This is a genomic window from Acinetobacter sp. GWC1_38_13 (assembly GCF_001767535.1).
Lineage (GTDB): Bacteria > Pseudomonadota > Gammaproteobacteria > Pseudomonadales > Moraxellaceae > Acinetobacter > Acinetobacter junii.
In genome coordinates this window covers 485-12484 of sequence record NZ_MELG01000051.1, presented here as the reverse complement: position 1 = coordinate 12484, position 12000 = coordinate 485, and the positions used below count along the sequence as shown (strand labels likewise).

14 protein-coding genes and 1 pseudogene are annotated in these 12000 nt (G+C 37.3%); 12 read left to right on the top strand and 3 right to left on the bottom strand.

What is annotated here, in order from left to right:
- Positions 1–191: pseudogene (locus A2003_RS05395) on the top strand (DUF2306 domain-containing protein); the annotation flags it as partial.
- Here the strand turns inward: A2003_RS05395 and A2003_RS05390 are convergent.
- Complete coding sequence (locus tag A2003_RS05390; RefSeq protein ID WP_005402199.1) at positions 188–679, bottom strand: DUF1289 domain-containing protein; 492 nt, start codon at positions 677–679, stop codon at positions 188–190. The pseudogene A2003_RS05395 and the gene A2003_RS05390 sit on opposite strands and share 4 nt — an antisense overlap.
- A gap of 110 nt (positions 680–789) precedes the next feature.
- On the opposite strand from A2003_RS05390, the gene trhO reads away from it, so the two are divergent.
- The 4 genes from trhO to A2003_RS05370 all read left to right on the top strand — a co-directional run bounded on the left by trhO (position 790) and on the right by A2003_RS05370 (position 3720).
- Positions 790–1722 carry an oxygen-dependent tRNA uridine(34) hydroxylase TrhO gene (trhO, locus tag A2003_RS05385; RefSeq protein WP_004908383.1) on the top strand — a complete coding sequence of 311 codons (933 nt, stop codon included), beginning with the start codon at positions 790–792 and terminating at the stop codon, positions 1720–1722.
- Between the two features lie 133 nt (positions 1723–1855).
- Complete coding sequence (locus A2003_RS05380; RefSeq protein ID WP_004963601.1) at positions 1856–2476, top strand: DedA family protein; 621 nt, start codon at positions 1856–1858, stop codon at positions 2474–2476.
- 35 nt (positions 2477–2511) lie between these two features.
- Entirely contained in the window at positions 2512–3144 is a 633-nt protein-coding gene (gene tmpT / locus A2003_RS05375) for a thiopurine S-methyltransferase (protein ID WP_005402197.1), read from the top strand.
- 150 nt (positions 3145–3294) lie between these two features.
- Positions 3295–3720 (top strand): ABZJ_00895 family protein, encoded by a 426-nt coding sequence (locus tag A2003_RS05370; protein ID WP_004963609.1) that lies wholly within the window; start codon positions 3295–3297, stop codon positions 3718–3720.
- Positions 3721–3907: 187 nt separating this feature from the next.
- Here the strand turns inward: A2003_RS05370 and A2003_RS05365 are convergent, their stop codons facing one another.
- Positions 3908–4432, bottom strand: a complete 525-nt coding sequence (locus A2003_RS05365) for a YecA/YgfB family protein (protein ID WP_004908396.1) — start codon at positions 4430–4432, stop codon at positions 3908–3910.
- A gap of 72 nt (positions 4433–4504) precedes the next feature.
- Complete coding sequence (locus A2003_RS05360; protein ID WP_004908399.1) at positions 4505–4711, bottom strand: PA3496 family putative envelope integrity protein; 207 nt, start codon at positions 4709–4711, stop codon at positions 4505–4507.
- Between the two features lie 353 nt (positions 4712–5064).
- On the opposite strand from A2003_RS05360, the gene rpoD reads away from it, so the two are divergent.
- From rpoD to A2003_RS05325, 7 genes are all read left to right on the top strand, one after another.
- The gene (rpoD, locus tag A2003_RS05355) at positions 5065–6948 is read left to right on the top strand and encodes an RNA polymerase sigma factor RpoD (protein WP_004963612.1); all 1884 of its coding nucleotides are present in this window, start codon (positions 5065–5067) and stop codon (positions 6946–6948) included.
- Positions 6949–7099: 151 nt separating this feature from the next.
- A complete protein-coding gene (locus tag A2003_RS05350) occupies positions 7100–7387 on the top strand; it encodes a YbeD family protein (protein ID WP_004950773.1) in 288 nt (95 codons plus the stop codon).
- Between the two features lie 129 nt (positions 7388–7516).
- Complete coding sequence (locus A2003_RS05345; protein ID WP_004963616.1) at positions 7517–8263, top strand: hypothetical protein; 747 nt, start codon at positions 7517–7519, stop codon at positions 8261–8263.
- Positions 8250–8906, top strand: coding sequence for a lipoyl(octanoyl) transferase LipB (gene lipB, locus A2003_RS05340; RefSeq protein WP_004963621.1), 657 nt, complete (start codon positions 8250–8252; stop codon positions 8904–8906). The genes A2003_RS05345 and lipB overlap by 14 nt, the downstream gene beginning before the upstream one ends.
- 81 nt (positions 8907–8987) lie before the next feature.
- Positions 8988–9521: a hypothetical protein gene (locus A2003_RS05335; RefSeq protein ID WP_004908410.1), complete on the top strand. Its 534-nt coding sequence runs from the start codon at positions 8988–8990 to the stop codon at positions 9519–9521.
- A 1-nt stretch (position 9522) separates the two neighbouring features.
- A complete protein-coding gene (locus tag A2003_RS05330) occupies positions 9523–10707 on the top strand; it encodes an iron-containing alcohol dehydrogenase (RefSeq protein WP_004908412.1) in 1185 nt (394 codons plus the stop codon).
- Between the two features lie 251 nt (positions 10708–10958).
- Positions 10959–12000 (top strand): APC family permease (locus A2003_RS05325; RefSeq protein WP_286686910.1); only part of this gene is annotated, 1042 nt, incomplete at its 3' end.

Sequence of the window (12000 nt, the reverse complement as noted above, 5' to 3'; positions counted from 1 at the left end):
TAAGAAGTTTTGCTTTAGCTTTATCTGCCTTGAGTTTAAGAACATGGAAACTCGTGTTATACGAACTACAACCTTACATTGACTGGCTAACACCAATCCATATATATCAACTAGAAGCATGGCTAGGCTGGACAATTAATTTATTGATCGCAGAAATTATTATTTACTATATCAACCACAAAAGAATTTAGATTTCATCTTCTTCTAATGTCCGTAACAAATTCGAACTAATCCCATCGGCACGAAGCCAAGCCAGTTCATAACTCGCTTTAGCTAAAGCCAATACTCTTCTCTCGAATTCATCCCATACAGGCTTCACTTGTGTATCCACAATCCCAAGACCACTTTCCTGCGCTAAGTACTTATTTTTTTCGCATATCTTTAATGCATGATAAAGCTTACGACCTTTCGTTGCCGTATCTAATACTCGAATCCGTTTATTATGAATAAAATCCTCTACCTGTTGTATATTTGCATGAGGTAACAAAGGCACAAGAATTTGATCAAGTTGTGCATCTAAACGTTGCCAAACTGTAAGTCGCTGTTCTGGTGTATATGTATTCCAATGAATTACTTCATGATTAAAACGGCGACATCCTCGGCACACCAAATCACCAAATACCGTTGAACAACGCCCTGCACATGGGGTCAATGATGGGATTCGACGATCATTACTCAAAACACATTCCTCTAAAACCATATCAATTTTATGGTTTTCTCGCTTATTTTCAAATTTCACGCTAAAATACGCGCCTTGATTTTCCTATCTTAATACATTTGGAGTTATCCATGAACGCTACTGTAGAACAGCTTGCACCTGTAGAACAGCAAGCGACCAATAATTGGGTTGTTGCGGCACTATATCAATTTAAAGAAGTTTCAGATGCAGCGGATCTGCAACAGCGTCTTTTAACACTAGTGAATAGCATCAATTTATGTGGAACTCTGATTGTTGCACCAGAAGGAATCAACGGTACTGTCGCTGGTGATCGCACAGCAATTGATACTGTACATCAATTTTTGCTGAACGAAGGTTTCAACGAAATGGAATATAAAGAGTCTTTTAGCTCTGATAAACCATTCCGCAAAATGAAAATTAAACTCAAAAAAGAGATCGTAACTTTAGGTGTAGAAGTTAAACCCCGTGATCTAGTCGGTCATTACCTCGACCCTAAAGAGTGGAATGAGTTAATTAGCCGTGATGATGTAATTTTAATCGACACACGTAATGACTATGAATATAAAGCAGGCACGTTTAAGGGTGCAATTGATCCTAAAACTGAAACTTTCCGTGAGTTCCCTGAATACGTAAAGCAAAACTTAGAACAACACAAAGATAAGAAAATCGCCATGTTCTGTACAGGTGGTATTCGTTGTGAAAAATCAACATCATTACTTTTACAAGAAGGATTTAATGAGGTATATCACCTTAAAGGCGGTATTCTTAAATATCTAGAAGAAACCCCAGCAGAAGAAAGTTTATGGGAAGGCGAATGTTTCGTATTTGATGGCCGCACAGCAGTAACACATGGTGTTGAAGAAGGCGAAAATATTAAATGTCATGCATGTGGTTGGCCTCTTACTAAAGAAGAAGCTGAATTACCTAGCTATGAACATGGAGTTTCTTGTGTTTTCTGTATTGATAAAACTACAGAAAAACAAAAAGAAGGTTTCCGCATGCGCCAATCACAAATTGCAGCAGCAAAACGCAAACGCCTATAATTTATTGTTATGCTCAAAAGCCGTAGTTTTCTACGGCTTTTTTATACGAGAAAATAATAACCATTCATATATTGTGTGCTTAAGAAAGAAGCATCACTATCCTCTAATCAATGAAAATACGTAGCAAGGTACTATGGGACTAGAAGACTGGGTCTTATCTGTGATGGAAAAGCTGGGATATTTGGGTATTGCATTCTTAATGTTTTTAGACAATATTTTTCCACCAATACCATCTGAAATTATTATGCCCTCTGCTGGTTATACAGCCTCTAAAGGTGATTTGACTTTAATTGGTGTCATTATTGCGGGCAGTACAGGATCTTTACTTGCTGCGATGGTGCTATATTGGATTGGTCGAAAAATTCCTGAGCAACGATTATTCATCTTTATTGAGCATTATGGAAAATTTCTAAGAATAAAGGTAAGTGATCTTGAAAAAGCATTAACTTGGTTTAACAAACATGGACACAAGATTGTTTTCTTTGGTCGTATGATTCCAGCTGTACGCTCTCTCATAAGTATTCCCGCGGGTATGAGTAAAATGCCTTTTGGTAAATTTATGACCTACAGTGCCTTAGGAACGATTATATGGACTACTTTTTTAGCCTACTTAGGTTATCACTTTAGCGAAAATCAAGCTTTGATGACGCTGATTATGCAACGTGTCGGTTATATTATTTTAGCTCTAGCTTTACTGTATATCATTTGGATTATTGCAAGAAGGTTCAAAAAAAATAATAAGGATAAACACTGAGAGTTATTTTCAATTATTTTTATCTGAGACAAATTATGAAACATGAATTTTGGCATGATAAATGGCAAAAAAATGAAATTGGGTTTCATCTCAATCAACCTCATTCACTATTAGTTAAATATATTGACTCCTTGAATCTAGAGAAAAACAATCGTATTTTCCTTCCATTGTGTGGGAAAAGCTTAGATATCCATTGGTTGTTAGCACAAGGTTATCATCTGATTGGAATTGATCTTAGTCCGATTGCAATCGAAGAATTAATGGCCGAACTTGCTATTCCATTTACTGAAAGAAAACTGGAAAAATTAACTCATTATCACCATCCTCAAATTGATCTATTTGTTGGTGATTTTTTTGAATTGACTTCAAGCAATATTGGTAAAATTGATGCGATTTATGATCGAGCTGCTTTAGTCGCTTTACCTGAAGAAATGCGAACCGATTATGCACAACATTTGATGCAAATTAGCAATCAGGCAACTCAATTACTCATTAGTTTTGAATATGATCAAAGCGTGATGGCGGGTCCTCCTTTCTCTATTTCCCCTCAACAGCTTAAAGACTATTATTCCAAGCAGTACCAACTGCAATTACTTGATAGTCAAACAGAATTACTCAAAGGAAAGGTTGATGCTGAAGAAAAGATTTGGCTATTAAAGCCTTACTAAATACATATCAACTTATTAAAACCACAGTAAAAGCTGTGGTTTTAATTACTTATTATTTATAATTCACGTTCAAGTTATTTAAAAAATAAAATTAACATATAGATTTGAATTACTTATAGACCCAAAATCAAATCATAAAGAGAAATCATAATGAAATATTATCTATGGATATTTACAGGTATTTATACACTCACGCTACTTATTTTTGGATTATTGGCCTACTTTATAGATCTATCAAGTTCTACTACTGTGCCGACCTTAATTGCAGCAGGATTTTTTACGTCATGGATCTTTGTAAAACGCGAACAAAGAGTCCCTAATCCTCAAGAACGTGAGCATCTAATCTTAGGATCAATTGCGAGTAACTTAATTATCAGTGCAATCCTCGTCGTAATCGCACTATTTTTTATTGCTCCTATTCAGACATCTATTGAGGTTATTAAACACATTCCTATATGGCTTTGGATTTTGGTGACTGTATTTTTAATATTAATTGAATACTTTATTTTTCATCTCAGCTATGGCTGGTATGCAAAGCAATCCCTAAAAGGACTTGAGAATAAAAAAACGTCTTAATTGAGATGTTTAGAACCAAGAATTAATTAGTTGCTGGGCTTATTAGGTGTCAGTTTAATCTTTTCTCAAATATAAAACATTCAATCTAATCGATCAAAATATAAATTTAAAGATATAAAAAACGCCCATTATTGGACGTTTTTTATATCAAATTTCATCAACTTAATAAGCTGATAAATACAACATATTAGGCTGGAGTATGATACATGAGATAGATTTCGTTCAGATTATCTGGAATTTCTTCTGCTAACTCATCCATCAATTGACCATTACGACGGAAAGACTCCATCTGAGGATCTTCTTCATCAATACCGCTGAAGACCATTATTGGTAAAGTTAAATCTACAAGTTGCTCTTCAAACTCAGGTGTAAACCAAGCATCCTCGTTCAAGAACATTGCATCAACGAAACCTACACTCCAATCACCTAAACTTGATTCAACGTCTGCTTCTTCGATTTCAAAAGGAAATTCGATTCCGTTTTCGTTTGCTAAGTCTTGTCTTAGAGACTCTAACCATAACTTAACTTGTTCAACGATTTCGCTAGGAACTTTCTTTTGATTATTATCAAAAAGTTCTTCTAACCAACGATCAAACTTTGGACCTACGGCTATTGCACACAGAAAACCATGAGTCGCTGCAAAATCCAGACCGTATTCGTTTTGATCACCGTCAAGATAATTACTCAATAAGTCTAAATCTAACGTACTCATTCTTTATCCAAATTTTAAAAATATTTCGTCAACAGCATAACATTTTAAGACTTAAAGTCTCAGAAATTTTGCTCAGTCTTCGTCGTCGAGATCATCGTCGTCGAAATCATAATCAAAATCTTTTAATTCTCGTTCTAAACGACGTTGAGCCAATAGATCATCAATCAAACGGCGCTTTTCTAATGATTCTTTGGCGCTGATTTTTCCTGATGACTCATCAAAACCAACATCATCATCGCCGTAGTTATCATCATCTAATTCAAAATCTGTAGAAGACACTAACACTACCTCTAACAATGAAAAATATAAATGGGTCTAGCCGCTATTTATCTTTCTTCAAATACCTTGTCAAGTTTTATTTAATTTTTTCGCTATAAATCGGTGATTTGTACTTTTTTTCAGCGCTTTTTTTGTGTATTTATAGATGGAGGGCAACAACAATGAAATATAATCACTTTCAATGGACTTGCTGCTTGAAAAAATAATACTCAACCCCATATCCAACAAACTACCGTGAAATCAAACCTATTTTTTTATTTAAGACAAACGGATCAAATCCAAAACATTCGACGTGAATTGTGCTATCATGCACGGTTTTTCACCGCCACAGATTCAACAAAGAGTAAGCAAAGATGAGCGATATGCATTCCCCTACTTCTCAAGTAGCGGCTCTGATTAGCCGAGGCAAAGAACAAGGTTACTTAACTTACGCTGAGGTTAACGATCATCTCCCGGACTCGATTACAGAAAGCGAACAGATTGAAGACATCATTCAGATGCTTCAAGACGTTGGTATTCCTGTGCATGAACGTGCGCCAGAAACTGACGATGCGATGTTTGGCGAATCGACTGAGGCTGCTGATGAAGTTGCAGAAGAAGAAGCTGCTGCAGTATTGGCTTCAGTTGAAAGTGAGCCTGGTCGTACGACTGACCCTGTTCGTATGTATATGCGCGAAATGGGTACAGTTGAACTTCTTACTCGCGAAGGCGAAATCAGTATTGCAAAACGTATCGAAGAAGGTATCCGTGATGTTTTACACTCGATCGCTTACTGGCCAAATGCTGTTGAAGTCGTTTTACAAGAATATAATGATTTTTTAACTGGCGAGCGTCGTCTTGCCGATATTCTTTCTGGCTATTTAGATCCAGAAACAGATGATGATATTCCAGAAGTACTGGAAGAAGAAGCTGTGCTTGAGGATGCTGAAACTCCAGCAGCACCAGCAAAAGATGTAAAACTCGACGATGATGATGAAGATGAAGACTCTGAAGGTGATGATGATTCTGAAGGTGATTCAGGTCCTGATCCAGAAGTCGCAAAAGTTCGTTTTACAGAATTAGAATCTGCTTGGAATGACACAAAAGCGATTATTGAAAAACACGGTCGTAGCAGTGAAGAAGCGAAAGCAGCGCTTGAATCTCTAGCAGCTGTGTTCATGATGTTCAAATTTACTCCACGTTTATTTGACATTATTTCAGAAATGATTCGTGGCACACATGATCAAATTCGTGCAAATGAACGTGAGATTATGCGTTATGCTGTACGTCGTGGTCGTATGGATCGCAATCAGTTCCGTACAACGTTCCCAGAGCAAGAATCAAATCCTGCTTGGTTAGATGAACAGATTGCTAAGGCACCTGCTGAAATCAAACCACACCTTGAAAAAGTTCGCCCAGATGTACTTGCATTCCAACAAAAGATTGCTGACATCGAAAAAGAACTAGATCTAAACGTTAAAGAAATTAAAGATATTTCTAAACGTATGGCCGTAGGTGAAGCAAAAGCCCGTCGTGCTAAAAAAGAAATGGTTGAAGCGAACTTACGTTTGGTAATTTCGATTGCGAAAAAATACACGAACCGTGGTTTACAATTCCTTGATCTTATTCAAGAAGGTAACATCGGTTTGATGAAAGCCGTAGATAAGTTTGAATACCGTCGTGGTTATAAATTCTCGACTTATGCTACGTGGTGGATTCGTCAGGCAATTACTCGTTCTATTGCCGATCAAGCCCGTACTATTCGTATCCCAGTACACATGATTGAGACGATCAACAAGATCAACCGTGTATCTCGTCAACTTCTTCAAGAAATGGGTCGCGAACCAACACCTGAAGAATTAGGCGAACGTTTAGAAATGGACGAAGTTAAAGTTCGTAAAGTACTTAAAATCGCAAAAGAACCGATTTCGATGGAAACACCAATCGGTGATGATGAAGATTCGCATCTTGGTGACTTCATCGAGGATTCAAACATCACTTCACCAGTGGATGCTGCGACCTCGGAAGGCTTAAAAGAAGCGACTCGTGAAGTACTTGAAAACTTAACTGAACGTGAAGCAAAAGTTTTGAAGATGCGTTTTGGTATCGATATGCCAACTGACCATACTTTAGAAGAAGTCGGTAAGCAGTTTGATGTAACGCGTGAGCGTATCCGTCAGATTGAAGCAAAAGCGTTACGTAAACTTCGCCACCCTTCTCGTTCTGAACACTTACGCTCATTCCTGGAAAACGACTAATATTGAGTGTGTTTTACTCAAAAATCAAAGCTCTAACAGTGCATTCTGTAGGCTTTGATTTAGGGGTTGAAGTCTAGTGCTTTGTCCCCATTATTGTATTAGATAATAAGCGCCTGCACTGATGCAGGCGTTTCAAATTAAGAGGTTGCTCATGTTAGACCGCACTCCTTCTCGTGAATTGCAAGAACATCTTTGGGTTTTCCCAATGGACTATCCAATCAAATTGATTGGTAATGCAGGGGATGAACTTCGAGTGGCTGTTGTTGATATTTTGCAGAAGCACTTCCCTGAGTTTGATGGTGAAACAGTTACTGTTCAAGCTTCTCGCACAGGTAAATATCATTCTTTAACTGCGCAATTACGCTTTGAAGAATTAGAACAAGTTCATGCACTATATGCTGATCTTGCTGCCTGTCCATTAATTAAGACAGCGCTATAATCAAGGAATCCAAAATACGAAAGTGTTTTGGATTTTTTATGTATGCAAATAAAACCTCTGATCAGTTAAACCATTCATAACACTTCTATATTATTCTTTCTTTTTCGATTTATGATTGCGAAATAGCTGATGAAAACGCAACGAATTTTACTATCATTATTTACAGTATTTATCCCATCTATCAGTGATGCGAAAATAGCAACTTTTTCATGGCAAAATGAACTGTGTGAATATAAAGGAGTTTATGAAACCAATAAATTCACAGTTAAACAATTAAATGACACGATTAAAATGATGCAATCACGTCATTCGACACAATTAAATAGTAAATCTTATGCCTTTCACCCAGATGACATTGCTAAGATCAATTTAATTGCAATTCAAGAAGAATACAAAGTACAGAAAAAAGCATTAAATAATCTACACCCCTTGCCTATTAAAGAATTTCAGCAACTCAAAAATGATCTTATTCAAAATCTAGATCAGGAATACCAACATAATTATTTGACAGCTCTCGCATTTACACAGCCTACGAAGTTACTCACTTCGACTTTTGCACCACAATGTTTAAACCAAGCCAAGGCTTTAAATGCACAAGATAAGCTATCACTGATTAACAATGCCAAACTTTCTCTGCAACGTGAAAATCAATTAGAGTTAAAATTAGGTAATGATCCACAATTTCTCATGAAACGCAGCAAAGATTTTGATATTAAATTAAAAAGCAAAAACGCAGTTCAATATGCCCAAATTCAACTCATTCGTGAGTGGTCGAATTGTGCAAATCCACATGAAACGAAAAACGATCAGTTAGAGCAGATTTTCCGCAAAAAAGTATTTATTCAATCAAAGGAAGTTTATTGTGACCAACCTTGATAAACCATCCTTAATCATTCGATGTTTTCAGGATCTACAAGATTACACGACACGATTTGAAGCGATGAAAGATTTTACAACTCATCGTGATGAAACAACACCTGATGAGCTTTGGCTACTCCAACATCAAGATGTTCTAACTCAAGGACAAGCAGGTAAACCAGAACATATTCTCATGCATACTCAACTTCCTGTTGTGCATACAGATCGTGGTGGTCAAGTGACGTGGCATGGTAAAGGACAATTGGTTGCCTACTTCCTGTTTGATCTTAATCGTTTGAAATGGCATGTCAGAACTTTAGTTAGCTTCGCTGAACAAGCGATGATCGATTTACTCAAGAAATACGATATCAATGCTTATGCCAAACCAGATGCCCCAGGAGTCTATGTTGATGGACGTAAGATTGGGTCTTTAGGTTTTAAAATTAGAAAAGGAAGGAGTTATCACGGGCTTGCGCTAAATATTGATTGTGACCTAAGTGGTTTTCAAACCATTAATCCTTGTGGATACGCAGGTTTAGAAATGGTACGCTTACAAGACTTGCTTGAAGATTATCCAAATTTCGAGCAGCTCTGTAATGATTTCGTTGAATATTTTAAAAATGCAGATTTGTTTAATGACCTTGAAGTCAAATCTGAATAAATTACTTTTAAAATCTAGAGAAATAAATTAGAGTAAATACTCTAAATTTGCTTTTGCATAATTTTAACAAGGGATACGCAAGTGATTTCGACCAAAGCAGTGAAGCCCACTTTGCAATTTGCCTACGTAAAACTCATGATGGACGTTGTTGGTCGTGGTTTAGTAATGGCAAGCCAAGTGGACAGTGAAGTTCAAGAGGAAGTTTCTAAATTTCCTGTGGGCTTTATACTCTCGATGAATGTTTTTCCTAATGGTCCTGCATTTATCGCTCGGGTAACAGAAGAAAAACAATTAGAGCTATTACCAAATTACAAAGGTAAGCCTGATTTAACCATTACATTTAAGCATCTGACTCATGCCTTCTTAGTTTTTTCTTTCCAAGAAAGCACAGCTCAAGCCTTCGCAAATGACCGAATGATTGCGGATGGTGATGTATCAAGTGCGATTCGCCTTGTCCGTTGCTTAAATAAAATGGAAGCACTGATCTTACCTAAGTTAATTGCTTCACTCGCAGTAAAACGCTACCCAGCCGAATTGACATTAAAAGAAAAATTCACGGGTGCTAAAAATATTTACCTTAAAGTCGCTAAATCATATTTCCAACGGAGTGCTTAACATGGCTAAGCCTTATTACGAATTTTTCTGCCCTGTAAAAGTAATTGCTGGTAATGCCGCGTTAGAGCATATCCCTTTTGAACTTGCAACTTTAGGTGCAAAACGCCCAATGATCATTACTGACAAGGGTGTTCGCGCAAATGGCTTATTGAATCCAATTGAAGCTGCTTTCAGTACGACTGATGCTGTTATTGGTGCAATTTTTGATGATGTACCACCAGATTCAAGCTTAGAAGTTGTTCGCTTAGCAGCAGAACTTTATCGCAAACAAAAATGTGATGCGATTATTGCAATTGGTGGTGGTTCAGTTATTGATACCTCTAAAGCAACTAACATTCTGGTATCTGAGGGTGGTAATGATTTACTACAGTACTCAGGTGCACATAACCTATCAAAACCATTGAAACCGTTCTTCGTGATTCCAACGACATCTGGCACGGGTTCAGAAGTAACAATGGTTGCTGTTGTTTCTGACTTAGAAAAGAACGTAAAAATCCCATTTACGTCATATTATCTAATGCCGCATGCTGCGATCCTTGATCCACGTATGACTCAAACCTTACCACCGCATCTTACAGCTATGACTGCAATGGATGCGATGACACATGCTGTTGAAGCCTATACGTGCTTGGCTGCTAACCCTTTAAGTGATGCTTATGCAAGTGCTGCTATCAAAAAAATCAGCGAAAACTTGTTTAAAGTTCTAGATAATCCTAGTGAACCACAAGGTCGTTTAGAGCTTGCACAAGCATCAACAATGGCTGGTATTGCGTTCTCGAACTCAATGGTTGGTTTAGTTCACTCTTTAGGTCATGCTTTAGGTGCAGTAGCTCATCTGCCTCACGGTCTATGTATGAACTTGTTCTTGCCATATGTGCTTGAATACAATAAAGAAGTAAATGGCAATAAGATTGGTGAATTATTGCTTCCATTAGCAGGCGCTGACATTTATGCTCAAACCCCTGCAAATCAACGTGCAGATAAAGCGATTGCTACAATCCTAACGATGCGTGATCGTTTATTCAGCTTAACTAAGTTACCTCGCAATTTGCGTGAAACTGGTAAAGTCACTGAAGCTCAACTTGATGATGTTGCAGAAAAAGCGCTGAATGATGGTTCAATCATTTTCAATCCTAAAGAAGCAAGCTTAAAAGATCTACGTGCTATCTTGCAAAAAGCTTGGTAATTAATTGATTTAGATCATAAATCATGCAGAAAAAGCCCTGATCATATAAAGTGATCGGGGCTTTTAAAATTTAGGTGAACTTTTATTCATCTTTTTTTCTCCACAATTGGCAAAAAAATTGCTAAAAAAAGCATAAAAGTACTGACAATGAATACCAATTTAGGATAGATTGGCGGACTTCTTTTTTCTGTAGGGGGGATCATTTCGTCTCAAATGATCCTTAAACCATAGCTGATCCTTGATCAACGATTATGAGGATAACGCCGTTGACAAATATCTCTGGGACTCAATCGGCAGCTAAACTGCAAAAAACGCTAGGTCTCTGGCACATTATCATTATTGGTTTAGCTTATATTCAACCTATGACTTTGTTTGACACTTTTGGTCTAGTATCAGAAGAAAGTCATCATCATGTTCCTACCTCATACATAGTGGCCTTAATTGCAATTTTGTTCACATCTTTGAGTTATGGTCACATGATTCGCCGCTATCCATCGTCTGGTTCGGCATATACCTACGCGCAAAAATCCATTCATCCCAATGTTGGTTTTATGGTAGGTTGGTCATCTTGGTTAGATTATTTACTCTCACCAATGGTCAATATCATCCTTGCAGTGATTTATCTTGAAGCATTATTTCCAAGTGTAAATCATTGGGTTTGGGTTATTGTTTTGACTGCGTTCATGACTGGCGTAAACTTACGTGGCGCCAAGTTTGTTGCTAATTTCAACAGCATGATTGTTTTAGTCCAGCTGATTGTAATTGCTGTATTTACCTATTTAGTTTATAGCAAATTACAAATGGGACTTAACGCAGAAGGACCAATAACAGCAGAAACTCGCTATCAGCTTTGGAGTCTTGAACCATTTTGGAACGAGTTAACCTCAGTTGGCGCATTAATTACTGGTGCAACCTTACTTTGTTTCTCGTTTACAGGGTTTGACTCTTTAAGTTCACTTGCAGAAGAAACCAAAGATACCGAAAAAACGCTTCCAAAAGCTATTTTCTTGACTGCTCTATTTGCAGGGATCGTGTTTATCATCAGCACATATTTCATGCAAATTTACTTTCCAAATGATCCTAAAACTTACTTCCAAGATGTCGCAGCAACACAGCCTGACATTTTACTCCTAGTTGGTGGCTCATTGTTCCAATCTTATGTTCTTGCTTTTGCAATCGTGACAGTGATGGCATCTGGTATTTCTGCGCATGCAGGGGTATCGCGCTTGATGTATGTGATGGGTCGTGATGGCGTGATTAATAAAAAAATCTTTGGTCATATTAGTCCAAAGA